This window comes from Paenibacillus sp. 2KB_20 (assembly GCF_052115765.1).
In the GTDB taxonomy this organism is placed as follows: domain Bacteria; phylum Bacillota; class Bacilli; order Paenibacillales; family Paenibacillaceae; genus Paenibacillus_AQ.
In genome coordinates, this window is sequence record NZ_JBFRHH010000007.1 from 453,141 (window position 1) to 479,981 (window position 26,841).

Annotated in this window: 25 protein-coding genes and 1 tRNA gene; 19 read left to right on the forward strand and 7 right to left on the reverse strand. The window is 44.4% G+C overall.

The window, feature by feature from the left end; translation table 11 throughout:
* Nucleotides 1–401 precede the first annotated feature (401 nt).
* Entirely contained in the window at nt 402–1,877 is a 1,476-nt protein-coding gene (nagE, locus tag AB4124_RS21035; protein WP_441974053.1) for an N-acetylglucosamine-specific PTS transporter subunit IIBC, read from the forward strand.
* A 92-nt stretch (nt 1,878–1,969) separates the two neighbouring features.
* On the opposite strand, the gene AB4124_RS21040 is transcribed toward nagE, so the two are convergent.
* Genes AB4124_RS21040 through AB4124_RS21050 form a run of 3 tightly spaced genes read right to left on the reverse strand, consistent with a single transcriptional unit; the run spans nt 1,970 to nt 5,621 of the window.
* Entirely contained in the window at nt 1,970–3,109 is a 1,140-nt protein-coding gene (locus AB4124_RS21040; RefSeq protein ID WP_441974054.1) for a Ger(x)C family spore germination protein, read from the reverse strand.
* Nucleotides 3,106–4,518, reverse strand: coding sequence for a spore germination protein (locus AB4124_RS21045; protein ID WP_441974055.1), 1,413 nt, complete (start codon nt 4,516–4,518; stop codon nt 3,106–3,108). Before AB4124_RS21045 ends, AB4124_RS21040 begins: the two co-directional genes overlap by 4 nt.
* Nucleotides 4,515–5,621, reverse strand: a complete 1,107-nt coding sequence (locus AB4124_RS21050) for a GerAB/ArcD/ProY family transporter (protein WP_441974056.1) — start codon at nt 5,619–5,621, stop codon at nt 4,515–4,517. Before AB4124_RS21050 ends, AB4124_RS21045 begins: the two co-directional genes overlap by 4 nt.
* Nucleotides 5,622–5,845: 224 nt before the next feature.
* Here AB4124_RS21050 and AB4124_RS21055 point away from each other — a divergent pair, with 224 nt between their 5' ends.
* Nucleotides 5,846–7,222, forward strand: a complete 1,377-nt coding sequence (locus AB4124_RS21055) for an amino acid permease (protein ID WP_441974057.1) — start codon at nt 5,846–5,848, stop codon at nt 7,220–7,222.
* Here the strand turns inward: AB4124_RS21055 and AB4124_RS21060 are convergent.
* Complete coding sequence (locus AB4124_RS21060; RefSeq protein WP_076322091.1) at nt 7,219–7,854, reverse strand: LysE family transporter; 636 nt, start codon at nt 7,852–7,854, stop codon at nt 7,219–7,221. The two genes, AB4124_RS21055 and AB4124_RS21060, sit on opposite strands and share 4 nt — an antisense overlap.
* Before the next feature lie 243 nt (nt 7,855–8,097).
* Here AB4124_RS21060 and AB4124_RS21065 point away from each other — a divergent pair, with 243 nt between their 5' ends.
* The 4 genes from AB4124_RS21065 (at nt 8,098) to odhB (ending at nt 14,024) form a co-directional block, all read left to right on the forward strand.
* Nucleotides 8,098–8,607, forward strand: coding sequence for a metallophosphoesterase family protein (locus AB4124_RS21065; protein WP_441974058.1), 510 nt, complete (start codon nt 8,098–8,100; stop codon nt 8,605–8,607).
* A gap of 117 nt (nt 8,608–8,724) precedes the next feature.
* Nucleotides 8,725–9,627 (forward strand): DUF72 domain-containing protein, encoded by a 903-nt coding sequence (locus tag AB4124_RS21070; protein ID WP_256720485.1) that lies wholly within the window; start codon nt 8,725–8,727, stop codon nt 9,625–9,627.
* Between the two features lie 243 nt (nt 9,628–9,870).
* Nucleotides 9,871–12,747 (forward strand): 2-oxoglutarate dehydrogenase E1 component, encoded by a 2,877-nt coding sequence (locus AB4124_RS21075; protein WP_441974059.1) that lies wholly within the window; start codon nt 9,871–9,873, stop codon nt 12,745–12,747.
* 5 nt (nt 12,748–12,752) lie between these two features.
* Entirely contained in the window at nt 12,753–14,024 is a 1,272-nt protein-coding gene (gene odhB / locus AB4124_RS21080; protein ID WP_076322088.1) for a 2-oxoglutarate dehydrogenase complex dihydrolipoyllysine-residue succinyltransferase, read from the forward strand.
* 69 nt (nt 14,025–14,093) lie between these two features.
* Here odhB and AB4124_RS21085 read toward each other — a convergent pair whose 3' ends face one another.
* Nucleotides 14,094–14,267, reverse strand: a complete 174-nt coding sequence (locus AB4124_RS21085) for a hypothetical protein (protein ID WP_441974060.1) — start codon at nt 14,265–14,267, stop codon at nt 14,094–14,096.
* 173 nt (nt 14,268–14,440) lie between these two features.
* Here AB4124_RS21085 and AB4124_RS21090 point away from each other — a divergent pair, with 173 nt between their 5' ends.
* From AB4124_RS21090 to selB, 5 genes are all read left to right on the forward strand, one after another.
* Nucleotides 14,441–15,523: a lactonase family protein gene (locus tag AB4124_RS21090; RefSeq protein WP_441974061.1), complete on the forward strand. Its 1,083-nt coding sequence runs from the start codon at nt 14,441–14,443 to the stop codon at nt 15,521–15,523.
* Between the two features lie 72 nt (nt 15,524–15,595).
* Nucleotides 15,596–16,387, forward strand: coding sequence for an SDR family oxidoreductase (locus tag AB4124_RS21095; protein WP_441974062.1), 792 nt, complete (start codon nt 15,596–15,598; stop codon nt 16,385–16,387).
* A 91-nt stretch (nt 16,388–16,478) separates the two neighbouring features.
* The gene (locus tag AB4124_RS21100) at nt 16,479–16,727 is read left to right on the forward strand and encodes a DUF1450 domain-containing protein (protein ID WP_441974063.1); all 249 of its coding nucleotides are present in this window, start codon (nt 16,479–16,481) and stop codon (nt 16,725–16,727) included.
* 359 nt (nt 16,728–17,086) lie between these two features.
* Nucleotides 17,087–18,466 (forward strand): L-seryl-tRNA(Sec) selenium transferase, encoded by a 1,380-nt coding sequence (gene selA, locus AB4124_RS21105; protein ID WP_441974064.1) that lies wholly within the window; start codon nt 17,087–17,089, stop codon nt 18,464–18,466.
* Between the two features lie 28 nt (nt 18,467–18,494).
* Nucleotides 18,495–20,387, forward strand: a complete 1,893-nt coding sequence (selB, locus tag AB4124_RS21110) for a selenocysteine-specific translation elongation factor (protein WP_441974065.1) — start codon at nt 18,495–18,497, stop codon at nt 20,385–20,387.
* Between the two features lie 17 nt (nt 20,388–20,404).
* On the opposite strand, the gene AB4124_RS21115 is transcribed toward selB, so the two are convergent.
* A tRNA-Sec gene (locus AB4124_RS21115) sits at nt 20,405–20,501 on the reverse strand.
* A 523-nt stretch (nt 20,502–21,024) separates the two neighbouring features.
* Here AB4124_RS21115 and tatC point away from each other — a divergent pair.
* The 7 genes from tatC (at nt 21,025) to AB4124_RS21150 (ending at nt 24,815) form a co-directional block, all read left to right on the forward strand.
* Nucleotides 21,025–21,804 (forward strand): twin-arginine translocase subunit TatC, encoded by a 780-nt coding sequence (tatC, locus tag AB4124_RS21120; protein WP_441974066.1) that lies wholly within the window; start codon nt 21,025–21,027, stop codon nt 21,802–21,804.
* 7 nt (nt 21,805–21,811) lie between these two features.
* The gene (locus AB4124_RS21125) at nt 21,812–21,976 is read left to right on the forward strand and encodes a Sec-independent protein translocase subunit TatA/TatB (RefSeq protein ID WP_379404507.1); all 165 of its coding nucleotides are present in this window, start codon (nt 21,812–21,814) and stop codon (nt 21,974–21,976) included.
* A gap of 26 nt (nt 21,977–22,002) precedes the next feature.
* The gene (locus AB4124_RS21130; RefSeq protein ID WP_441974198.1) at nt 22,003–22,527 is read left to right on the forward strand and encodes a MauE/DoxX family redox-associated membrane protein; all 525 of its coding nucleotides are present in this window, start codon (nt 22,003–22,005) and stop codon (nt 22,525–22,527) included.
* Between the two features lie 13 nt (nt 22,528–22,540).
* A complete protein-coding gene (locus tag AB4124_RS21135) occupies nt 22,541–23,134 on the forward strand; it encodes a TlpA family protein disulfide reductase (RefSeq protein ID WP_379404503.1) in 594 nt (197 codons plus the stop codon).
* A gap of 184 nt (nt 23,135–23,318) precedes the next feature.
* Nucleotides 23,319–23,522: a hypothetical protein gene (locus AB4124_RS21140; RefSeq protein WP_098746774.1), complete on the forward strand. Its 204-nt coding sequence runs from the start codon at nt 23,319–23,321 to the stop codon at nt 23,520–23,522.
* 148 nt (nt 23,523–23,670) lie between these two features.
* Nucleotides 23,671–24,267: a hypothetical protein gene (locus AB4124_RS21145; RefSeq protein ID WP_441974067.1), complete on the forward strand. Its 597-nt coding sequence runs from the start codon at nt 23,671–23,673 to the stop codon at nt 24,265–24,267.
* Between the two features lie 62 nt (nt 24,268–24,329).
* Nucleotides 24,330–24,815, forward strand: coding sequence for a hypothetical protein (locus tag AB4124_RS21150; RefSeq protein WP_441974068.1), 486 nt, complete (start codon nt 24,330–24,332; stop codon nt 24,813–24,815).
* A gap of 147 nt (nt 24,816–24,962) precedes the next feature.
* On the opposite strand, the gene trhO is transcribed toward AB4124_RS21150, so the two are convergent.
* Nucleotides 24,963–25,868, reverse strand: coding sequence for an oxygen-dependent tRNA uridine(34) hydroxylase TrhO (gene trhO / locus AB4124_RS21155; RefSeq protein WP_430104949.1), 906 nt, complete (start codon nt 25,866–25,868; stop codon nt 24,963–24,965).
* A 201-nt stretch (nt 25,869–26,069) separates the two neighbouring features.
* Here trhO and AB4124_RS21160 point away from each other — a divergent pair, with 201 nt between their 5' ends.
* Entirely contained in the window at nt 26,070–26,708 is a 639-nt protein-coding gene (locus tag AB4124_RS21160; RefSeq protein ID WP_430106716.1) for an SGNH/GDSL hydrolase family protein, read from the forward strand.
* Nucleotides 26,709–26,841 lie beyond the last annotated feature (133 nt).

A 26,841-nucleotide genomic window follows, 5' to 3' on the forward strand; every position in this document is an offset into this window, starting at 1 on the left:
GATAACAGCATAAATGAATACGTTTTAAGGCGTGTTACCATAAACATGGGCATGAGCCAAGAAGAAACGGACTATATTTTTTATAGTCACCGTTCTTCTTGGCTTTTTTTGTTGGTATAGGGTCAAGGTTCAGCGGGGCTGACGGATTTCTATATCACAAGAAAACTTACCTCTAAGACACGGTCGCTCTCTGAGAACCTTGATATGCTTACGGCCCCTGGTACCCATGATAGCCGGATCCATACCACCTTAAAATGATGAATACAAGAACTCGCAAGGAGGAGGATTTTCTGAGATCTTTTTGTTCCCGAATGGAAGGGAAAAAATGGTTGTTCATTCGACGCATTATGTAAACGATTTCATTGCGAAGCTAAATTATTGAAGTTGAAAGGATGATTGACATGCTAGCTAAATTGCAAAAGCTGGGCAAGTCCCTTATGCTGCCGGTGGCCACCTTGCCTGCGGCAGGTATCTTGCAGGGGCTTGGAATGATCGACTATCAAAAAGATATACCTTTGGGTGCCCTAGGCGCTTTTCTAAATCAATATGTAACTCCGTTCATGACCTCTGGTGCCCTTGCGATTCTGGATAATCTGCCGTTTATCTTTGCGATCGGCGTTGCAATCGGGTTCGCCGGAGACGCCGTTGCAGCTCTATCTGCTCTTATTGGGTACATGGTGCTTACAAGAGTGCTGGAACAAGTACCGCTGCAAATGCCGTTTATACCGGATGACGTGAAGCTGAATATGGGAGTTCTTGGCGGTCTCTTTGTCGGTATGTGGTCCGCATACCTGTATAATAAATTCCACAAGATTAAAATGCCGGATTGGCTGGGCTTCTTTGCGGGTAAACGCTTCGTTCCGATTATCACAGCAGCCTCCACGATGGTGCTTGCGGTTCTGATCGGAATGATTTGGAGCCCAATCCAGGATGGCATTTCCGTCTTCGGCAACTGGGTTGTCGGCCTTGGAGGCATCGGATCGTTCATTTTCGGTACGGCCAACCGCTTGCTGATCCCTCTGGGTCTTCACCACGTATTAAACTCCATCGCATGGTTTCAGATCGGCGATTACACCAATACCGCAGGCGAAGTTGTTCACGGCGACCTGTGGCGTTTCTTTGCGGGAGACCCGACGGCTGGTATGTTCATGTCCGGTTTCTTCCCGATCATGATGTTTGCGATGCCGGCTGCGGCGCTGGCCTTTATGCATACCGCCAAGCCGTCCAAACGCAAGCTCGTCGGCTCCATCTTTATCGGTTCGGCAGTGGCATCGTTCCTGACGGGGATCACGGAACCGCTTGAATTCGCGTTCATGTTCATTGCTCCGGTATTGTATGTGGTGCATGCGATTTTAACAGGCCTTTCCGGATTGATCATGTACTTCCTCGATGTGCATTTGGGCTTCTCGTTCTCGGCAGGCCTGATCGACTACCTGGTGAATCTGAAGCTGTCTACCAATGCTTGGCTGCTCCTGCCGGTAGGCTTGGCTTTCGGTGTTGTTTACTATCTGCTGTTCAGAATCCTCATTGTCAAGCTGAACTTGAAAACGCCTGGACGCGAGGAGGATGACGACGTGGATACGATTTCTGAAGATGCTGATACAGCTGCCCCGTCCCCATCCAGCGCAGCATCCAATGAGTCCAAAGCAGCGAAGGTTCTCGCAAACATCGGCGGTGCCGATAATATCACCAGCATCGATGCTTGTATCACACGTCTGCGTCTCGTAGTTAAGGATGAGAAGGCTGTTAATGATTCGGAGTTGAAAAAACTCGGCGCTTCCGGAGTCATGCGTCTGGGTCAAGGTGCGGTTCAGGTCGTATTCGGACCTGCTGCGGAATCCATTAAAGACGAGATCAAGGACATTATGAAAAAATAAATGAACAACAAAAAGAAGCAGGCCGATAAAGGTCTGCTTCTTTTGCTGTTTTCACAATTTCGGGGAAAATACAGCTTGTTTATGACGTGCGTTTATCGGTTCAAACTTCTGCGCTGTCCCCAGTATCGCAGGTTGACGTCAACCTCAAGTTCAAGCGACGTTTCATCGTAGATTTCCTTTTTCTGTTCCACTAATTTCTTCCAGAGCTTCGGATCGGTTCGGTACAATTGGAGACATAGCTGGTAGGGATCCGCGTGGATCAATGCAGCTTTATGGAAGGTATTATGCATTTCTTTGCGCAGGGTATCTTCCGTTAAGCGCTTCATCTCCTTAATTCCCACCTTCTTATACATATTCTGCACCGTCCCGATGACGTTAAGCTTGATTCGATATGACGCATCCTTTGGTTTACGGATGACTTCAATGGATGATTGGGGCTTCTCCAGCCGTATGCTCCCAACGGCTTCGCCGTCCGCCTGAACAATGACGGCAGCATGGGTTTGAGGCGAGGCTAGCCAGCGTGTACCCAACAGATCGGATCGTTTGAGCCAACCCATCAATTCCTTGTTCTTGATCAGAAAACCGCCGTTCACTTCTAAAATCGGGTGCTGCTTCAGATTTTCCGACCAGTTCTGATTTGAAATATGGAGCGAGGGCAATACGACGGTAGCGGCTTTCTCCCGGTAGAGACGAATAAAGTGCACGAATTGAATCGGACGTATAAACGAGAATTGGACATAGCTTTCTCTGGGTTCATGAAGCAGTGAGTGCAGAGGTGAGAGCTGAAAGAACGGCGATACCGTAAAGAGGTCCTCCATATTGTCCTTGGTGCCATAGATCCATTTCGTATAACGGATTTCCTGCGAACGGTTGGTCAGGTCGAACACTTGGGACAACTGCTTAGGTTTTAACACCGCTTCCGTAAGTACCAAAGCCGTGACATGGCCCCAAGAGACCCGCTGCTGATTCGATGTATACAAATCGATTAGGGCTTCAGCCAAAGTGGTGCCGGTTCCTCGGCCGACCCAAATCGGCGCTTTCTCAGTTGGCTTGCTGCTTTCTTGTTTGGCAATCGTTGCGAAGTCCAGCATCTGCACATAGATGATATACTTGTCGTTCTTATAATCGACGCCCAAAGCCGTGATGTAGTTGATATCCTGCACTTCTTTGTTATCCCAGCAGCCTGAGATCAGCAAAGATCCTATACATGCGAGTATCCATACACGCTTCATAGGGCGCCACCCTTTTTTCGTTTACCCGGAAATCGCATGAGATTGCCAATGATTTTGGATAAGGAAAAAGGCGAGAAGGGGGCAAGATACGGCTGTCCAAATGGATTATGATGGGCTGCATACTGAACGATCAAGAATACCGATATGAAAAAACCGAATAACCCGAATACCGAGGAAAGTGTAAGGACTAAAAACCGGAAAATCGTCTGGGTAACAACAAAATCCTGATTGGAGTGGGTTGATCCCGCAACAAAAGCCATTGCGCCGATCACCGTCATCGTTGGGGAGAAAAAACCGCCCCGAATCGCGGCGTCACCGATGATGATACCGGAAACGACCGTAATGGTTGAAGCGATTGGTGAAGGCATCTGCATACCGGCTTCCCGCAGTAGGGTAAGTAGAAACAAGATGATCAGCATTTCAAACCCGGTCGGAATAGGAAGCCCAAGCCGCGTGTTCGCGACCGTGGCCAGCAGCGGGAAAGGGATTTGATCCTGATGAAAGGACAGCAAGGTAATATAAAATCCCGGAAGGAAAACGGAAATCAGGAAGCCAACCAGTCTGAGAATTCTCCATGGGATAACGAAATAAAACGGCATCTGCGGATCCTCTGCGGCAAACAGGAGCTGCATAAAATTGGCAGGTGCAATCAATACTACGGGACTTCCCTGCATAATAATGACCAATCGACCGCGAGTTAAAGAGTCATAAGCAAGATCGGTCCTTCCCGTATAATCGAACATGGGAAGCACCGTAAATCGATACGGCGTTAGATGCTCCGCGAGTTCGCCCATGCCTACGGGTGAGTCGCCGGAGAAATCATTTAGCTTATCCACGATGGCAGTGACGGTCTCTGGGATCACCTTGTCTTTTAAGTACATGATGCCGACAGTAGTTTTGCTCTTGTCACCCAGCTTAAAGGAGGAATAGACGAGTCCGGGTGATTTCAGCCGTTTGCGAATGAGCGATACATTGATATCCAATTCCTCGACGAACCCGTCACGAGGACCTTTGATCGAGGTCTCTGCGGAACTTTCCTCCGGGGTACGCCCAATGCTTTTGGATGCGCTATAAGAATACAGCTTATTGTCCTTAGGAAAATACAACGCAACATAACCTGAATATACAATATCATCAACTGATTCCACATTAGCCTCGGATGTGTCAAGGGTAAGATAATATTCCAGATGTTCGGGATCAAACGGATGCTTCTGAGAAATGGATATATTCCATTCCTTGCTAATAACAGGCAAAAAGATTTTGGACATCAGTTGAGAATCGCACATCATCGGGTTGTAAACCATAATGGCCCATGGCAGCATATCCCCTTCTGCACCAGGATAAGAGGTAATATAGATGTCATCGGAATCGGCATAATGATCTCGGAGCTGCTGTTCCGTCATATTCATTGCGGGGATTCTCCTTTCGACGAATGTGAGTTCTGTTGTTGGGATGGTTTATGGATCAAGAAGAACAACAGGAGGCTTAAGATGGTAATATAAACGGCGGATATGGGCAAAAAATAGTCTGCCATTGCATAATACATTTTGGGATTGCTGATCGGTGAAGCGCACAGAATAATAAGCAGCGTTGACACGGCTAATATGCCTACGCTTTGCTTGGACTTGGGAAGAAGGGTTTCACAGAGCAAAAAAATCGAGATGGATATGGAGATATAAGCTCCGCTGAGCCATTGGAAAATCGACAAAAAGTCGACATGCTCTACGAATTTGCCCAGCTTTACGAGACGCCACTGTTCATAAGCCGGGTATCGCTGGAGACCCATTTCTTCAGGTCCAAATTCGGCAATGCCGCCAACGGTGGGTCCAAACGTCAGGAAGATCAGAACCAGATGGATGAGCAGGATTGTAAGAAAACCGGGCTTTTTCTGAAGGTGGGGGCGTAAGAATAAAATCAATATAAATTGGGACAGTCCTCCGAACATGACGGGGATTCCGCTTAGAACCGGCTGGAAGCCATCTTCAAGGACGGGCAGCAAATAATTGTAGTTCTTTACTTTCAGATTGGCCAAGGATACGAATATCCCCAGCAAAACAACAAAAGGAAGCAATATTCCGGCAGAAACGCCAATGGTCTTTATGCCGTGATTTGCGCTGACAAGACATAATACTAAGAGTACCAATGCGGTGGCAATGATAGGGGTTTGGACCATATAGGTCGATTTTGTCCAATCGATGACCTCTTTTAAGGTATAAAAGGCAAAAGTAAAAAAATATAAAGCGGACAAACTCATCACCAATATTCGAGCCCCTTTGCCGCTGCTTTCGTCAAGTGCCTGCGTGATGGAACGATTGCCGATTTTTTGGATGATCCCGTAAATAAGCAGAACCCAGGGCAGGAATAATACGGCCGACACGATAATGGTGATCCAGGCATCCCGTCCGGATTTCTCCAGAAGCACAGGTATGATCATGACATGATTGGTCAAGCCGGCCGTAAGCATCATAATCATAAACGCCTGATTCGTTGGAATACCGCGAGTTCCTGACATGTGTGATCCCCCAATACAGCTTTCTTCCGTTTAGAGTTCTCGGGGAACACCCAAAATATGCGAGAGAACCCAGCCATAGACTGGACATGGGCATAATTCCATGGCTTCTCTTTTGCCAAAAGGCATTTTTAGGTTGAGATACGCGGTACATAAATCACGGAGGTTCCCTTCATAATAAGGAAAGTTTTGAACGAACCCATAACAATAATCTGGAGGACAGAACCGTGAACAAAGGGGCGAAGGCGGAGTCAGGGAACTTGAGATGGTGGCAGCTATCGCTGCTGGGGGTTGCATCAACGATCGGCACAGGATATTTTCTCGGATCCGCTTTAGGTATTCGGCTTGGAGGACCGGCTTTTCTTCTTTCTATTATATTGGCGGCGACAGCCACCTTCTTTGTGTTTGATGTGCTGTCACGGATGACGGCCGAGGACCCGCAGAAGGGCTCGTTCCGAACCTATGCCAAAAAAGCCTATGGCCGATGGGCAGGCTTCTCTACGGGGTGGATGTACTGGTGCTCCGAAGTGTTGATCATGGGGAGCCAGATGACGGCGCTGGCGATTTTCTCTCGCTTCTGGTTCCCTGGCGTTCCAATGTGGATATTTGCGTCAGGTTATGCCGTATTGGGACTGTTTGTCATCTGGATCGGCAACAAAGGCTTCGACCGGCTGGAGAATGTATTGGCTATCATTAAGGTCGCCGCGATTGTCATGTTTCTCATCATTGCTGCTGCCGCCTTGATGGGGTGGTTAAAAGGAGGGTCGAAGTTACACGTTCCAGGCAGCATAAACGCATTTTTCCCGGCAGGTGGCATGGGCATGTGGTCGTCCCTGATTTTTGCGTTCTATGCCTTCGGCGGAATTGAAGTCATGGGGGTCATGGCGATTCGCTTGAAGAATCCGAAGGAAGCGCCCAAAGCGGGTAGAGTGATGATTCTGCTGCTATCCATCGTATACGTTCTTTCTATTGGCATGGCCGTGATCATGGTGGCCTGGAATCAATTCTCCACGACGAAAAGCCCCTTTGTTGTGGCACTAAGCTCCTACCACCTTCCTTTTATCCCGCATATATTTAATGCTGTATTGATTATAGCCGGTTTCTCGACCATGGTTGCCTCGCTGTATGCAGTGACCACGATGCTGGTTACGTTATCCGAAGATAAGGACGCTCCCAATCTGTTTTCTAGGAAAAAGTTTAAGCGGGATACGCCCATATATGCACTTTCCCTTACAGCTATCGGATTGATTGTATCTATTGTGTTGTCTCTGCTCATGCCAGGCAAGATTTATGAGTATTTGACCACGGGTGCAGGACTTATGCTGCTGTATAACTGGTTCTTCATCCTCATATCGGCAGGCCGACTCATAGAGCTTACGGTGTGGGGCAAGATCAAAAGATACATCGGGATGCTGTTGATTGCGGCTGCCGTCAGTGGAACCGCACTCCACCCTATGAGCCGCCCGGGGCTCTGGATCAGTATTGGGTTTATCGTGGTAATCGGTCTGGTTGTCCTATGCATGCGCTCCGTGTGGAAGAAATCCGGTGAAGGCCACGCCAGGGAGGCGGATAAACCCAAGTTTCGTCCGAAGCCGGCCCGTTAGAATATGAGCGGATATAGCAGCGCAAGAGCCCGAATTCCAAAATAAACGCCAAAGACGATTAACGAGATGCCGGAAATTATGGAGATCAGGGAGAGCGCTCTATTGCTCAAATATCGGCGGAATACACTGCCGAGCGCAGCCATGAACAAATCCCATAGTACAACCCCGGCGATGACGGCCACGCTGTAGAGAAACAGATTGGCGGAGCCGTCGTCCGTTGCGGTTTTAACGAGAATAGAGCCGTAGATTCCGAGCCAGAACAGGATTGTCATCGGATTGGATACGGACAAGAGAAACCCGGAGAGCATGCTTTTCCATAACGAATCTTCATTGTTTTCTTGACTGATCGTCACTTTATTGGCATTCAGGATGCTTTCAAGCCCCGAATAGATAAGAACAAAGGCACCGAACAGCCACAGAAAGGTCTGCATGAACGGCGTATTCAGTAAGTGAACAACGCCCAGGTAGACCAGGATCATATAAAGGATATCTGCCAGGACCGCACCGATTCCGAACAACCATGCATGCCAAAACCCTTTCTTAATCCCCTTATCGAGCTGTGCTGCATTGACCGGGCCTACGGGGGCTGATAGAGAAAGTCCCAGAATCATGTAGCTAATAAAAATACTCATTGACTTCCACCTCTCGTCATGAACATGGATAAGAAAGCTTGTACCTTCATGCTCGTACATTCTATTCAGCACTCAAACAAACTAAAACTTATGATTGGAAATTTTTTCTGTCCGAAACAGACCAACAAACCGCGCAGCTCACCTGCGCGGTTTTATTTGAATTCGTTTATTTGGTAGGATATAGGTTAGTGTCAGACAGCAGGTATCTCAGCATTTAATATGACGAAGAAGGGGTCGATCAAGATGAGTTTTCCATTTCGGATTACGGTATTGTCAGACACCCATATGCCAAGAAAAGCGAAAGAGCTGCCAGCCGCACTGCTTGAAGATGTGAGGCATTCGGATCTTATTCTTCATGCTGGTGACTGGTCTAATTGGGAGCTCTATGAACAGCTTAGTCAATATGCTCCGGTGGAAGGAGTAGCCGGAAATGTTGATGACGAGCGGATCATAGAACGGTTAGGCTACAAGAAGCTGGTCGAAATCGAAGGCAAACGCATCGGTATTGTGCATGGGCACGGACAGGGAGGAACAACCCCCTCCCGGGCAAGAAAAGCTTTTGCGGACACGGAGGTGGATTGCATCTTGTTTGGCCACTCCCATATACCGTTTAAAGAACATGTGCAAGGGGTGCTGTTGTTCAATCCCGGTTCCGCCACGGACAAAAGACGACAGCCCCGGTATTCCTATGGAAGGATACACATCGTGAACGGAATGCTGGAGGCGCATCATATTTTTTACGATCACAAGTGAATGTGATGATAGCAGTTGGTAAAAACAATAAGGGGTTGCCTGCTTTTGAAATTTCCCGTATGGGGTTAATTAATAGAAGTCCCCGATATGGTAAATCATGTGGATGAGAGGATTGTTATGTTAACGGAAGAAAAGCATGAGCATGTGATTCAGGTAGGTCTGTCCGGATGGGGAGATCATAACAAGTTGTATGATGAAGGGGCGAGGGCCGCAGACAGGCTGGAAATGTACAGCCGACATTTTCCCATCGTGGAGATGGACAATTCATTCTATGCCATACCGTCACCGGAACAAATGAATAAGTGGGCAGCTGCTGTTCCGGAACATTTCGGTTTTATTGTAAAGGCTTATCAAGGCATGACAGGCCATGCACGCGGCCAGGGCAAGGACAGATACCCAAGCGTCAAAGCGATGTTTGATCATTTGCTCACGTCAGTTGAGGAATTGCGGGCTGCGGACAAATTAAGGACCGTTCTGTTTCAATACCCGCCCTGGTTCGGGTGCGAACGCAAACATGTGGACATTCTGAAGCGTACGCGGGAGTGGATGAAGGATGTACCTGTAGCTCTGGAATTTCGGCATCAGAGCTGGTATGCGCCAGAGTTTCGGGAGAAGACTCTTGAGTTTATGCGAAATGAGGGCTGGATTCACAGCATCGCCGACGAGCCGCAAGCGGGCATTGGATCCGTCCCGGTCGTGCTTGAGACTTCGGGTACAGAGGCTGTGATGATCCGGATGCATGGCCGTAACGCCGAAGGGTGGCACTCTAGCGGTCAGCCCAACTGGCGCGAGGTGCGGTATTTATACCGTTACAGCTTAGAGGAATTGGAGCAGTGGAAGGTATGGATAGAGCAATTGCTTGAGAAGTCGAAGCAATGCTGGATTATATTCAATAACAATTCGGGAGGAGATGCTTCCGACAATGCCAAACAGCTTCTTCAGCTGCTGGGGATGGATACCGGACCTGAACCGCTGCGGCAGATGGACTGGCTGGAAGTGGATGTTTTTTCAGATAAATGACTTTAATTGGAAACCTATACAGAGAATTGGTGGCTTCACGGACAAATCGTCAAAAAATTGACGCAAATTCATCTGTTTCTGAGATCATTATTATATATAAAGGGTATTTTCGGTATTGAGGCCAAGTGTATTATAATGTAATCGTAAGAAAACGTTTATTTAATGTAAAATGTAGTATGCAGAATGTAAAATTAGAAATTCCGTCCTTGAGCAATCAAAATAATCTGACGGAGGGAGTCAGCGATGAAGACCCTTGACAGAATGACAGAGGGACCTTGGCAGAAATATCATGGTCCGAACTTGGGGTACATTCAAGATCAGTATGAGAAGTTTTTGCAAGACCCGCAATCTGTGGAGCCAGGATACCGTGAGCTGTTCGCCAGCTTGGGACCGCCTCCATCTTTGGAAAACAATGAAAAGAAAGCGGATTCGCAGGGACAAGGTGTTAGCTATGACCCGCAATTACTGAAAAAAGGGGTAGCTGCCGGCAAACTGGTATGGAACATTAGAACCTATGGTCATCTGGCCGCCGACATTGATCCAATTGGAATTGGAAACGAAGCTGACACACGTCTGCTTCAACCAGAAAGCTACCAACTCAGCCAAGCGGATTTGGCAGCCCTGCCTGCAGAGATCGTCTGGGAGGAGGCTCCTAGCGATATCAAGAATGGCTTAGAGGCAATCCAGCGGCTGTTACAATTATATACAGGCTCCATTGCCTATGAATTTAGCCATGTTCACGATGAAGAAGAACGCAAATGGCTCAACGAGCAGGCCGAATCGGGACGTTATTTGTCCGCCATGAGCGTAGAAGAGCGCAGGGGGCTTTTGAAGAAGCTGCTTGAGGCCGAGCAATTCGAGGAGTTCCTGCACCGCACATTCGTAGGTGCCAAGCGCTTCTCGGTTGAGGGCAACGAAGCACTCGTACCACTGCTTGACGAAATCGTTCGCCAAATGGCCGAGGTGGATGTCAACTCCATCCTCGTAGGGATGGCACACCGTGGGCGCTTGAACGTCCTGGCTCATGTACTGGGCAAGGATTACAGTAAGATTTTCTCGGAGTTCATGCACTCTCCGAATAAACATCTCGTTCCATCCGAAGGCTCCATGGGCATTAACTACGGCTGGACAGGTGACGTGAAGTATCATTTGGGTGCGGACCGTTATTTGAAGAAGGATGAAGCACGACAGGTTCGGATTACCCTTGCGAACAATCCGAGTCACCTGGAATATGTCAATCCGGTGGTAGAGGGCTTTGCTCGTGCTGCTCAGGAGGATCGCAGTGAAGCGGGATATCCGAAGCAGGATGTAAACAAAGCGCTGAGCATTCAGATTCATGGTGATTCCGCGTTCCCTGGCGAAGGGATCGTGCCGGAAACCCTGAATTTTAATAAACTGCCAGCGTTCCGTACGGGCGGATCGATTCACATTATCGTGAACAACCGTATCGGATTTACAACTGAAGGCAAGGATTCCAGATCGACTCATTATGCGAGTGATTTGGCGAAAGGATATGAGATTCCGATTATCCACGTGAACGCCGATGATCCGGAGGCATGTATCGCGGTTGCTCGTCTTGCGAGTGATTATCGCAATAAGTTCAAGAAGAGCATTCTGATTGACCTTGTTGGCTACCGGAAATATGGCCATAACGAAACCGATGATCCGGAAACTACCCAGCCGCTTATTTATCAGAAGGTGAAGAACCATCCAACCGTCAGCACGATTTATATGAAGAAACTGGTGGATGGAAACATTCTGACCCAAGAACAAGTGGACAGTCTGAAGAATAGCGTTCTGGAGGTCTTGAAGAATTCTTACGAGAGCGTGAAGTCGAAGGATCCTGTTGATCAGATCCTGCTTGGACTGAACGCGACCGACGGTAAATCCAAGTCGGAAGTAGCTACGAATGTATCTGCACAAGTGCTGCGCGGGATTAATCGCGAGCTCCTGCAGTGGCCGGAAGGCTTTACGGTATATCCGAAGCTTCAACGTATTCTCGAGCGCCGCAGCAATTCGCTCGACGAAGGCGAGAAGGTGGACTGGGGCCATGCCGAAACGCTGGCTTTCGCTACGATTCTTGCAGACGGCAAGCCGATCCGGATTACGGGACAGGATGCCGAACGTGCAACATTTGCCCATCGTAACCTTGTGCTTCACGATGCGGTTAATGGAGAGACCTTCTGTCCGCTCCACCGGTTGCCGCAAGCCAAGGCTTCGTTCGCGATCCATAACAGCCCGTTGACTGAAGCAGCCGTTGTTGGATTTGAATATGGCTACAATGTGTACTCTCCTGAGACTTTGGTTATCTGGGAAGCGCAGTATGGCGATTTCGTTAACTGTGCTCAGGTTATCATTGACCAGTTCATCACAGCCGGCCGCTCGAAGTGGAGACAGAAGTCCAGTTTGGTTATGCTGTTACCTCACGGTTATGAAGGGAATGGGCCTGAGCACTCCAGTGCAAGACTGGAACGCTTCCTCCAGCTGAGTGGTGAAGATAACTGGACGGTTGCGAATCTGACTTCCGCTGCCCAGTATTTCCATCTGCTGCGCAAACAAGCTTCCTTGACCGAAACCGAAGATGCCAGACCGCTGGTGATCATGGCTCCGAAGAGCTTGATTCGTAATCCACGCGTGGCATCGCCTGTGAATGCGTTCAGTGAGGGCGGTTTCCAGAAAGTGATGGAGCAGCCGGGTCTTGGCCAATCACCGAAGAAGGTGGAACGCCTTGTTCTTTGCTCGGGGAAAGTTGCAATCGATTTGGAGGACGCACTGGATAAACAGAAGGATCAGGATCAGTCCTGGCTTCATATTCTTCGTGTGGAACAGCTGTATCCATTCCCGAAAGAAGAAATTTCCCGTGTGATGCAGAAGTATCCGAACCTGAAAGAAATTCTGTGGGTTCAGGAAGAACCTCAGAACATGGGCAGCTGGAGCTTCATGGAACCAAGAATTCGTGAAATTGCACCTAAAGGCACAGAGGTCCGTTACAGCGGGCGTCCTGAGCGTTCGAGCCCTGCTAGCGGCTATCAGGATGTTCATGCTTATGAGCAACAGACCATCATTTCTTTTGCCCTTAATCGTAAAACTATAAATCAACAGATCTCATTGGGGAGGTAGCGGCTGTGAGCGAAATTACTGTACCAGCTATGGGCGAATCCATCACCGAAGGAACGATATTCAAATGGCATGTTAAAGAAGGGGATAGCGTTAACATCGGTGATGTGCTGCTCGAGTTAGAAACGGATAAGGTTAATCTTGAAATTAGCGCAGAGTCTGAAGGCGTTGTGGAAAAAATCCTTCGTCAAGAAGGGGAGAATGTAACGATCGGTGAAGTGCTCGGTCAAATTTCTCCACAGGAAGGCGTTGCAAGCGCACCGGCACCGAAGGCTGCTGAAGCTCCTGCATCCGCGCAAACGGAGACTGCTCCGGCACCCGCGGCAGAAGCACCGAAGCCGCAAGCTCCTGTACCGGCTCAGAACGAGGAAGGAGCGGGTCTGACTGCATCGCCATCCGCACGCAAACTGGCTCGTGAACGCGGGATTGATCTGGACCAGGTACAGGGCCGCGACCCGATAGGTCGGATTTACCATGATGATGTGAAGAATCATAATGAAGCCAAGCCTGCAGCACCAAGCAAGTCTGCTGCTGCCACAGCTGCTCCGGCAGCACAGGCTCCGGCTGCTGAGTATGGAAAGCCAGTAGAACGCACTCGTATGTCCCGCCGTCGTCAAACGATTGCGAATCGTTTGGTCGAAGCGCAGCATACGGCTGCGATGCTGACTACCTTCAATGAAGTAGATATGACAGCGATCCTGGATGTACGTAAGCGTCGTAAACAAGCTTTCCAAGAGAAGCATGACGTAGGCCTCGGCTTCATGTCCTTCTTCACCAAAGCGGTTGTGGGTGCGTTGAAGAGATTCCCGCATCTGAATGCCGAGATCGATGGCGACGACATCGTTGTAAAGAAATTCTATGATATCGGTATTGCGGTATCCGCGAAGGAAGGACTTGTCGTTCCGGTCGTTCGCGATGCTGATCGCCTTGGCTTTGCCGAGATTGAGAAGGAAATCGGCAATCTTGCTGCGAAAGCTCGTAATAATGCGCTGTCCTTGTCTGAGCTGCAAGGCGGTACATTTACGATCACGAATGGCGGCGTGTTCGGCTCGCTGTTGTCTACGCCGATCCTGAATACGCCTCAGGTGGGTATCCTCGGCATGCACAAAATCCAGCTTCGTCCGGTAGCCATTGATGCAGAGCGCATGGAGAATCGTCCTATGATGTACATCGCACTGTCTTATGATCATCGGATCGTTGATGGTTCCGAAGCGGTTCGCTTCCTGGTAACGGTTAAAGAGCTCCTTGAAGATCCAGAGTCGCTGCTATTGGAAGGTTAATCATCTTGCGACATATTCATAATAAGAAGGCCGCATGGACATTGCCATGCGGCCTTCTTATATAAGCGATTATGATTTTGATTTATTGTTATCGTTTGGATCGGGGAGATCCCGAGGGTTCCAGTTCTCAGCCTGAGGCTCCACATCCTGATGTTTCTTCACTTTCACTCTGTCCCTTTGTTCCTGAGAGTCATTCTCCGTGTCCTGCTGATTGCGTACTTCCTCGCTGTTCGGTTGTTTCATGGGAAGACCTCCTTCAGTCGATATAATACATACATACCCGGTATGTCAAAAGACAAACAGGCATACGACGTCAAGTCATTTGATTTTCATTGGGGTTGAAGTTAACATGGTAACTGAAAGTACACTACATAAAACATGATAAGTATAGATAAATGAGAGGAGAGATAGACATTATGGCGAATCCATCACACCGTACGCTGCTGTTTACAGGTGCGTATGCGGAAAACAATCAAAGCGGAGTATGCGTATATGAATTTAACGGGGATAGCGGCGAACTGAAGCTGCTTGATGAGGTATCCGGCATTAAGAATCCGACCTTTCTGAACGTAGACCCGGAAGCCAGACGTTTATATGCCATTGGCGAAATTACAGAGGAAGGCGGAAAGACTGGCGAGGTCATCAGCTTTGAGATTGACCCTATGGCCGGCAAGCTGACCGAACGGAACCGTATTCGCAGTGTGAGCAGCTCGACTTGCCATATCCAGCGAGATGAAGCGAGCAAGCATCTGATTGTTTCGAGTTATCATGGAGGTTTGGTAGGCCTTCATGCAATCGGTACGGATGGACAAGCCGGTGAACTTCTGGATGAGAAGAAACACGCGGATCTCGTTTCTGTACGGGAAGATCAGCAATCCAGAGCGCACTCGGCGTTTTACAGTCCGGATGGTAAATACGTGTTCGTACAGGACTTGGGACTGGACAAAATTCTCGCTTACACGGTAAATGAGAATGCCCAGGAATTAAGCTTTCATGGCGAAACCCAGCTGGAAGCAGGCGTAGGCCCCCGTCATTTAGCGTTCCACCCAAGCGGTGCATACGCTTATGTCATCAACGAGTTGAATTCCAGTGTCACGGTGCTTCGTTACATCCCGAACGAGGGGCGTTTAGAAATATTGGAAACGATATCGACACTGCCTGCGGATTTTGACGGGGAGAGTTACTGCGCCGAGATTGCCGTGTCTGCGGATGGCAAAACGGTATACGGGTCTAACCGCGGACATGACAGCATTGTTGTATTCTCCGTGCATGAAGATACTGGTCGCTTAAGTCCGGTTCAATATATTTCGACAGAAGGCGGACACCCGCGTCATTTTACGCTGATGCCTGGGGGCAAGTTCCTGGTTGTCGCCAATAGAGACGGGAATAATCTTGTATTGTTTGAGGTGAATCCGGAAGACGGCAAGCTTGTCTTTACGGGATATACCGTCTCGCAATCCAAACCGGTATGTGTAAAACCGGCGGTATTCCAGCTTTAGACAGCCAAGATTCAGATACCGACTCGTTGGGTTATCTATAATCAGGAAAACTTAAACGAGGAGGTTGTGGCAATGTCAACAAAACAACGTTTGGATGGTAAAGTAGCCATCGTTACCGGTGCTGGTTCCGGAATCGGCCAGGCCGCAGCCCTTCTTTTGGCGGAGCAAGGAGCTAAACTGCTGTTGATCGATATTGATCGTGAACGCGTGGAGAAGGTGAAGCAAACGATTGAACTAGGCGGGGGCGAAGCGCTGACCGGCAACTGTGATATTTCCAAAGCGGAATCGCTGAAGGATTGCTTCAGCCAAGCTGCCGAGAAGTGGGGAAAGATGGACATCGTGTTTGCCAATGCCGGGATCAATGGGACCAAGGCTCCGATCGAGATGATGGAGCTTGATGAATGGGATGCTACGATCAATACCAATCTAAGAGGAACATTTGCCACGGTAAAATACGCCATTCCCTATTTGAAGGAGCATGGAGGCAGCATCATCATTACCAGCTCCATCAACGGTAACCGGGTGTTTACCGGCTTTGGTTTCTCAGCATACAGCACCACGAAGGCCGGACAGGTTGCTTTCATGAAGATGGCGGCTCTCGAGCTCGCACGTTATAAAATTCGGGTCAATGCCATTTGTCCGGGTGCGATTTCAACCAACATTGATGAGAGCACCATCGAGAAGCCAGAGCTCGACGAGGTGACGATCCCGATTGAATATCCGGAAGGTGATCAGCCGTTGGCGAATGGACCGGGACAACCTTCGCAGGTTGCCCAGCTTGTAGCATTTCTTGCATCGGATGATGCTTCCCATATTACCGGCACTGAAATCTACATCGACGGAGCGGAATCCCTCATTCATTGATCTTCCACGAAGACCGATTTGACAAAACCGGGCATTTTCCTCATAATGAATGAACATATTGTCAAATGGAATAGTGGTGATAAAGATGGGGATGGGGATTGTTGTTGTGGAAATATGCGACAGCAACTTGATGAGTGCTTTGGAACTTGAGCAACTTGAGGAATTGTATCCCGAAATCGCTGTCCTGCGAGCCGATTGCATGAATCTTTGCGGTCTGTGCAAGCTGCGGCCATATGCACTGGTGAATGGTAAACGTGTATTCGCGGCAACGACGGAAGAATGCGTCGAGAAGATCAAAGCTGCTATCGAAGCTGAACTGGCTGTTTTCCTAGAGGAATAAATTAACGAGACACTAATATAGTATTTAGATATCCTCCCTTTTGGTAGGCAAGAGTTTTAGTACATCTGATTTTGATGGACGTAACCTTGTTGGCTGAAAGGGATTTTTTATGAAAGCAATTAGTTGCTTTCCTGAATTACGAGGCTTTCAACTGCTTGTTCGAGGTGCTAACTGAACTTCTACATTTTTAATATTAGACTTTTGATTTATGATGCTCCGGAATCTATTGTCTTCCTATTAAACAGGAAATTTTTAATTAAACGTCTCTAGAGGTTGCTCGAACAATAAATAATGTTTATACTGTAATATCATGGGAATTCAATGTAGAGTATATTATCCCTGTAGTAAAGGAGAATCACATGAAGCTTCGTTCAATTCCCTCAGTGACAAATATATTAAAAAATCCTGACATCAAGAGCACAATAAAGGATTACTCTGTATCTACTAACTATGTAACTTTATTAATTAAACAATATCTTGAGAAATTGAGAAGTGAAAGTGTGTTAGGAAGTGTAAACGTTTTATCGGAAGAAGAATTGATTAAGGATCTTAGAACATTTATTTCACAGAGTTTAAATCCTAATATGATACCAGTAATTAATGCGACGGGAATTGTTCTACATACTAATTTAGGACGGTCTTTACTTCCGGTTGCAGTAAACAAGCATTTGATGAAAATAGCCGGAAGTTATTCAAATCTAGAGTACAATCTTGAAACCGGAACACGTGGATCGAGACACGATATAGTCGAACATATTATTAAGACTTTGACTGGTGCAGAGTCGGCCATGGTTGTTAATAACAATGCTTCAGCTGTATTTCTAATCTTACTAGTGCTCGCTGCAAAAAGAGAGGTAGTTGTATCCAGAGGAGAAATAATCGAAATCGGTGGATCATTTCGAATTTCTGACATAATGAAAGAAAGTGGAGCAATTCTTAACGAAGTCGGTACTACAAACCGCACTCATACACATGACTATGAAGGAGCAATAAATGAAAATACTGCTCTATTACTTAAAGTCCACAAAAGTAATTTTGTAATTAATGGATATACACAGTCAGTAGATACTAAGGATCTGGTCAAGCTAGGGAATAAGTATAATATTCCTGTATATGAAGATCTTGGTAGCGGCGTGTTATACGATTTGAAAAAACATGGTATAGGAAACGAACCTTCAATTAAAGAGGTTGTTGAAAAAAAAGTAGATCTCATTAGCTTTAGTGGCGATAAACTTTTAGGAGGCCCTCAAGCGGGTATTATCATTGGATCACATGAGTTGATAAATAGACTAAAAAAAAATCCACTTGCTAGAGCCTTACGACCTGATAAATTAACTCTGTCGGCTCTAGAATCCACTCTCTTACTCTATCTTAATGAGGAATTGGTTGTAAAAGAACTGCCAACACTTCGAGATATTCTAGCTTCTCCACAGGTTATTAAAATAAAGGCGGAAGAACTTTATTGCTTACTAACGGACGAAGTTAAATCATATGTCGAAGTTATTCAAGTTTATTCGGAAATTGGTGGTGGGACGATGCCAGAAGTAAAATTGCCATCGTTTGCAATCTCACTGAGGTCTGATAAGTTTGAAGTGCAATGGTTAGAGCGAAAGTTGCGAAATTGTAATCCGCCAATCATCGCCCGTATTCAAAAAGACACTCTTTTATTAGATGTTAGAACGATACAGAATGACGAAATTGAACTTGTAGCGGAAGGGATAAACCGTATATTTAAATAAAAACAATTAATCTGCAAAGGTGATAACTATGACGCATCGGTATTATACGATTGGAATCGCTGGTCATATTAACCACGGTAAGACTACATTAACAAAAGCATTAACTAATATTGATACTGACCGTCTGATCATTGAAAAAGAGCGGAATATTTCCATTGAACTCGGATATGCGCCACTCTTATTATATGGATTCGAAACATCAATCATTGATGTCCCAGGGCATGAAAAATTTATTCGGAAAATGATTGCTGGGGTTGCTGGTATAGATCTTGTCATTTTGGTTGTCGCGGCAGATGAAGGCGTTATGCCCCAAACTAAAGAACATATTGAAATTCTAACTCTTTTGGGTATAGAACATGGAATTATTGTTGTGACCAAAATAAATCGGGTGGAATATGAATTTTTAGAAATAATAGAAGAAGATATAAAATCGGCAGTAGAAGGATCCTTATTTGAAGGTGTTGAAATTTTATATGTAGAGAGCATAAGTGGAGAGGGAGTGGATAATCTTAAGTATATGCTTGTTCAGAAGTTAAAAAAGATCCCACAACGAATTTCAAATGGAATTTTGAGGATGCCTATTGATCAAGTGTTTACAATTCATGGTCAAGGAGTAGTTGTAAGAGGTACGATTTATGAAGGGGCTCTAGAAAGTGGGGATGCTCTTACCATACTTCCTCAACATATTCCAGTAAAGGCTAAGGAGGTTCAAATACATAACAAGATTAAGAACAAAGCTACGGCAGGTCAGAGAGCAGCTATTAACATTGGAGGGATACAAAAACAAAAAATAAGAAGGGGAGATGTTATCGTTTCATCAACGGACTTTGTAATTAGCAACATGATTGATGTTACACTTAAGACTGTAAAGGATCTTGAATATCCTGTAAAACAACGAACTACTATTAATTTTTACTCTGGTACAAATGAAACCTCTGGAAAGATTGTCTTCTTCGATCGCAATGAATTACATGATAACTCTGAAATTCTGTGCCAAATCTTATTGAAGAAACCGATTGTTGTTAAACGTGGAGATCGTTTTATTGTAAGACGACCTTCGCCTGTCGAAACGATAGGTGGAGGATGGATTATTAGTGCATCAAGTGAAAAATATCGATATGGTCAAAAAACGATTGAAAAACTGTTACATAAAAAAGAAGCAAACCCGAAAGACAGGATATTGGACGCATTGGCAATACATAAAATGTTAAATACAAACGAATTAAGTAAATTGACATCATTATACGGAGATAAATTAAATGTAATATTGGAGGGAATGATTCAAAGTCATCAAATTTTTGTTATCGAACCCAATCTATTTACGTCTAGTATGGTTTACGATAATGTTAGATCACAGGTTAAAATGGAAGTAGAGAAATACCATATATCATTCCCCCTCCGTATTGGAATAAGTAAAGCCGAATGTATTCAAGTGCTTCAACGAAATATCCCTAAAAAGTTAGGTGAAATAGTGATTAACAAGGAAATAGAAGAAGGGATATTGTCAAGAAGAAATCATTTTATTCATATACCTGAGTTCGTACCTCATGTACCTGAGGAGTGGAATTCTAAATTTGAAAGCGTGTTGGAGAATTTAGAAAATGATAAGTTGGAAGTTTTGGAATGGAATGAATACTTGAGAGGTGCAAGTGTACCCGAACACCTTCATAATGAATTGACTCATTATGTTGTTAACAGCAAACTTGCATATCGATTAGACGATAAGCATCTAATTCATCATCAAACTTTTGAGGATGAATTCAAATTGTTATATGTTGAAACAAACAAGCAAGCATTTTGTATACAAGATGCTAAGGGCATTTTGAAGGGTTCAAGAAAAAAACTGATTATGTTTCTCGAGTTGCTAGATTATTTACAAATTACATGTAGAGAGAACGATAAAAGACATTGGATCGTGTGATTAAAATGAATTGAATATGGCGAGACTGTGTGGGAATCGAACCCACCGGAGACGCGGGACGTCTCCCAAAAGGTTTTGAAGACCTAGAAGGACACCAGTACCCCAGCCAGCCCCGAATTACCAATTAGACCTTCATTATATAATGACATTTATTCACATACAAGGATGAAATTTTGAAGAGTATTATGTTAACAAACAAAACGGATAGCAATGATTACTCGTCGTTCACTTCCCTTAAAAGAAGATGGCCGACGCTTTTTTGCTTTGAGAACTTTTATATGTAGTGTTTTATAAGCATAACGTAGGCCATTTTGAAAGCAGGCTTCTATGTAGAAACGGGATTAAGTCGGAAGTCCTATTCCAAACATTTTTTTAATTAATTATAATAAATATTACCAAGTAAATAATTGGAATCATTAACTTAATTTCGGGAACTTTATCTTAATGTTAAATATAAGGAGGGGATTCAAAAGGACCTACATATTTATGCTTCTTCAAAGTGTAGGGAGACAACCAAGATTACTGAGAATTCATTTATTTTATATTCTCATGTAATTAAAACCAAGTAGTGTAAATAAATATGTATTATTCAATTTAGAATAATGTTTCCTCGACTCGAAACACTTAGGAGATCGTGATGTCAAATGAAATCGAAAAAGTAAGAGTGTTTGAAGAGCAATCGATTGATGGCAACACTACGATGAATTTTCTCGAACATTTTTATGAACTTCGTAGAAGGATATTTTATTTTGCCGTTGCTTTTATCTTTTGTTTAATCGTTACTTACTTTACCGCTCCTTATTTTGTGAATTTGTTAAAATCGTCCGCTTTACATTATGAGATTGAGTTAAACGTGTTTAAGGTTACTGAATCTGTATCCATTTACGCAAAGACCATGCTGCTTCAAAGTGTGTGCATTTCATTTCCCATATTAATCATGCAAATTTATTTATTCATAAAGCCTACGATTAATAATAAACTCAAAAAAATACTGTTAGTATTTTCCTCTGTTGTATCGATACTCTTTTTATTAGGGGTAATTCTAGGATACTATTTCCTCACACCATTATTATTTTCTTTTTTTCTTGGAGTTACTGAAGAACTTAGTATGAATACCATGTATAACTTCTCCGATTATTTCCAATTTGTGTTTATGATCTGTTTATTAGCAGGATTAGTTTTGGAAATTCCCGCTCTTATGGTTTTGTTAACACAACTTGGAGTTATATCCTCCAATACACTTAAGAAGCTGCGAAAGATTCTATATCCAATCTTTTGTATAGCCGCTGTTATCCTCACACCACCTGATTTCATTTCCGACATAACTGCAATTATCTTACTGATATCTATTTTTGAAATTGGATTGGTTATTTGCGGTGTTATGGAGAAGAAAACAGAAAAATTAAGAGGAGGCTGACCCAGGCATGTTTAACCAAATAGGCGTTCCAGGGATCATCATTTTATTGGTGTTGGCATTTATTGTGTTTGGAGCAAAAAATTTACCTATGATGGGAAGGTCTTTAGGATCAGCTGTGAAAGAATTTAAGGAGGGGGTGACAGGTAAACAACAAAAAGATAGTGAAGACTGAAGATGAAAAGAGAAGGGGAGCTTTTGATGCTCGAGTTTTTGACTAATGTAATGAAATTAACTCTTATCTTAATTTTCTTAATCTCATCCATAACTAAACTGTCTAATTTGAAAAATTTTGTGAATGGTGTCATTGAGTATAACGTAGTACCAAGGAATCTCTCTCGTTTCTATGGATATTCGCTGCCGTTTATAGAGTTAGTGTCATCCGTCATGATTTTTTTTCATAAAAGCTCCTACTATGGATTAGCTCTTACTTTATTAATGCTGGTAAGCTTTTTTATCGCGGTTTCAAAGGTCATTAAATCCAAAAGAGTAATTACTTGCTCTTGCTTCGGAAACTTTTTAGACAGTAAAGTTGATCTTTTTAGTATATATAGAATTGGCGCATTAATCGTATTAAATGTTTTAGCAATAATTTTATCGATTTTGTATAGTTCTAATTTTTCTGCAACTTCATTAATCTTTAGTGTGGTTATTGTGCTAATATACTTGCTTTCACAAATAATATGGAATGAATACAGGAAAAACATAAAGCTTTTAGAAACATAATACGGGAGGATATATGGAAATATTATTCTATTCTAATTTGCTTTTATGGATTGCCGTTATATTTATGATGTTCACTATATTTCTTATTTTTAGGCAGTTTGGTTCAGTCTACTTAAGTTCACGTGAAGCAATTACCAGAGATGGCATATCAATTGGTGATAAAATACCTGAATTTTCAGGGAAATCGTACTTTTCCAATGAACAGATTTCAATTGAATCTTTCTATGGAAAACCAACGTTGATTACATTTATTTCACCGGGTTGCAAACCATGTCAAGAATTAATACCTGAATGGAATAAAGCCTTCATGAAATATAATGAAAAAATTAATTTTCTATTTGTGGGTCTTGGTGACAGAAATGGATTTTCTAAAGTTTTGGAAAATAAATCCTTAAGTGGTGAATTGCTGTTAGATGAGGAGAGAGCGGTGTTAACCTTATGCAAAGTTAGAGTAACACCATTTGCTTTTATTTTAGATGAAAAAGGAACGGTAAAAGGTAAAGGGTTGTGTAACGGAATGGAACATATTATTGGGCTGATATCGTCTCTTGAAGGAAAATCAGAGTCAGTTGAAGGAATAAATCTATTTGAAAGGACCGTGAAGTAAATGCTTAAATTATTCGAGTCGGTGGATAGGTTTACAAAAATCATTGCTGAAAATTTAGAAAGAAGAGTTACTCGATCTACGTTCTTAAAAACAGTTCTTTCTACTGCGTTCTTATCATTTGTTTCGTTTTCGGCACGACCTGCATTTGCCGACGGATCCTCAACCTGGTGTGAGGCCTGGGAATATGAAACAGCATGTAATTTCCCAAACAGGAAAACCTGTTCAGGATGCCAAAGCTCACAATCTTCCAAATGCCCGACTGGTTATAAAACAACATACGCATATTGGGGATCCACCGGATGCTGGTGTGTTGGTTATAGTTGGGGGGCAATTGCTTGCTGCGATTGCACTCCAAACAGTAATCCAGATGTATACACAGCAAATGTAAATGATTGTGGTTGTGCCGTAACAGTAAGATAGTAAAGGAAAAAAAGGAGATATAAAAAATGCATTTAGAGCTGGTTGAGATAATTTTATTAGCACTCCTAGCATCTGTAGCGGGTGTAACTAAAGTAAGTACCAACTGAGGATTAAATGTGACCCTGGAGGTCAGTCTCCTCGGTGAGGAGAATTACAAAACAAGAATAAAATGTTGGATAAATTATTTGACTGCATCTTCTTTATCAGGAGCTTTAGCAGGTTTCTTGTATACTTTATTGATTTTCGTAGTTTTCTCATGGCTGCCGTATACTTTAAAAATGGTATTCATGATAATAATTGTGGGACTGTATATGATGCATGACTATAAGATTATAAATTTAAAAGTCCCTCAAAGAAAATGGCAAATCCCCGCTACTTGGGTTAACGGATCCTCAGTAAGAAATATGTGGGTTTGGGGAAGTATTCTGGGTGCTGGTATTTTTACTTATTTACCCTATATGACTTTTTATTTATTATACATTTATGTTGGTCTTTTTAAGGATCCTACATTCGGCATGCTCTTTGGACTAGTTTATGGGTTTTCCCGGGCTGTACCTACTATACTTTTTTCTATAAACAGAACAGAGCTTAAAATGGAGAAAATCAAGAGCCTGTATAAGAAGAAGAATGGATTTTTCAAATTCGCTAATGGTATTTCTTCAATGCTATTTTTGATTTTCCTAATAGTCCATTTCATCCTTTCGGTGCAGTGAAAACTGTACCGATTATTGTTTATAGTACAATTAATCTTCTAATTCATGGAGGGAGAACCAACATGAGGGTGACTTTGTATCTTTGTTGCCTTATGATATTAATCTGTTCGGGGTGTGCACAACAAAAACTGCCCGCCTCTACACAACCTGAACATGAGGATTGGGAATTGAGTAAAAAGTTCGCTATAACAATTAAAGATAATAAGGGTAGCCCGATTACTCGTACCGTAATTGGGAAAGAAAACCGAGTTGTCTTTACCTACACTGAAAATGTATCGAATTTTGTTGTGAATAAGCCTAAAAAATATCTATGGTACTTTTGGGGTGAAGCGGATGAATTAAATGGCACAGTTAAATTTTCTGCAATAGAACAGCAAACTAAAGAAGAAATTGAATTGTTTAAAAGTAAATTGAGAACACAAAAATCTCCTGCAGGAAATGCAGTTTTGCCCTCTACATTGAATTTTCCTTCAGCGGGAATATGGAAAATCAATATTTATATTGGAGAGAAATTGTTTGATAACATAATTGTTAAAGTAACTGGTTAGAGAAAAAATTCAAAACTTGATGGAACGATAGGGGCGAGTCGCTCCTATTGTTTGAATGCAGATGAGATCGTATAGTAAAAGGGCAAGGTGCGAGTGAATCGCACCTTGCCCTTTCCTTTAGTTATAACTATTTATGGCTGGGTTGGATTAGGAAGCATTGTGGCTTGCAGCTACAATCTCTTCACACTCTGCAGAGCAACAGCCATGATGAAGCTCCTCGCACTCTTCGCAGCATACATGCTGCAGGTGGCAAGCGTCATTATCGCAGTTGATATACCGGTCTTCCGGCTTTCCGCAATGGTGGCATTTACCAACGATGATATCTTCGTCCGTTTGATTGATCGGTACAGCAATACGCTCATCAAATACATAACATTTCCCGTCGAACAGACGGCCTTTTACTTCAGGATCTTTACCGTAGGTGACAATGCCGCCCTCCAGTTGGGCAACGTCCTTAAAGCCTTCCTTAAGCATGAAGCCGGTCAGCTTCTCGCAGCGAATGCCCCCTGTGCAGTAAGTCAGGATGGTTTTGTCCTTATGCTCGCTCAGGTTCTCGCGAATCCAATCCGGAAACTCACGGAAGGATTGAACCTCTGGACGTATCGCATTGCGGAAATGACCAATATCGTATTCGTAGTCATTCCGTCCGTCGATGACGATTACATCATCACGCTGCAAGTATTCATAGAATTCTTTAGGAGCTAAGCGGGTTCCGCTGATCTCGTTAGGGTCGAGCTCATCCTCCACCCGGAAGGTAACGAGTTCTTCGCGGTGACGGACAAACATCTTCTTGAATGCGTGCCCTTCGGATGGGTCAATCTTAAACACCATGTCCGCAAATAGCGGGTTGGCGTGCATATCCTGCATATATTGCTCAGTCTGTTCAATCGTACCGGATACCGTACCATTGATGCCTTCGGAGGCAACCAGGATACGTCCTTTGAGTCCAAGATCTTTGCAGTATTGCAGATGCTCGTCTTTGAACGCTTCAGGGTCCGGGATTTGAACAAATTTATAATAGAGAAGGATCTGATACTTCTGTTGCTCTGACATGATTTAATCACCTGTTCTTTTATATATTCAGCCATACGTTTACCTATAGAATTGTAGTGAATTCATTCCACATAGTCAACTTAAATGTATAGAAAGTTTGCCATGATATGTGAATTTAAGGGGTTTCACGATTGCAGGAAAGCGGTTATGATGAAGGGGTGAGCTTGAGAACACTTTCAATTATTGGAGGCGTTGAACAGCATGGTACATATCGAGCAAAATGCACTCGTATTGTTTCAAGGCGACAGTATTACCGATTGCGGGCGAAATTACGAGGAGTCGGACAGTTTGGGGCATGGATATGCGCTAATGGCTGCTGCCCGGCTTGGTATGGAGCTGCCTTTGAAAAGGCTGCGTTTTGTAAACCGTGGAATCAGCGGCAACCGGGTCGTCGATCTGCGGGGGCGCTGGGAGGAAGATTGCATCAATCTGGATCCGACATGGGTATCCATCCTGATCGGTATTAATGAGACCGGCAGGAAGTATAACCGTGGTGAAGCAACGTCCGTGGAAGCCTACTATGAGGGGTATCGTGAGCTGCTTATTCAAACCCGCGAGTTAACCGGCGCGAATTTTATTCTCATGGAGCCGTTCTTGCTGCCTGTTACGGAAGCGAAGAAGGAATGGCGGGAGGATCTGGATCCCAAAATTCAGGCCGTTCGCGAATTATCGCGAGAATTTGAGACGCTGTACGTTCCGCTCGACGGCATTTTTGCTGCAGCCAGCTCCAAGATTGAGATGAGTTATTGGGCATCTGACGGTGTTCATCCTTCCCCCGCAGGTCATGCGCTCATGGCAGAAGCGTGGCTAGCGACGATGCAGGGCCGGTCCATTTTGTAGACGCTCCAGATTTTTTCTACTATATAAATAATATTTCGTTTAGTTGACATCCCCGGAAGCGTGTAACGTCCGGGGATGTTCTTTATGTAAACCATTACATGCTTTATAAAATCTTGATTGACGAAAACAATTG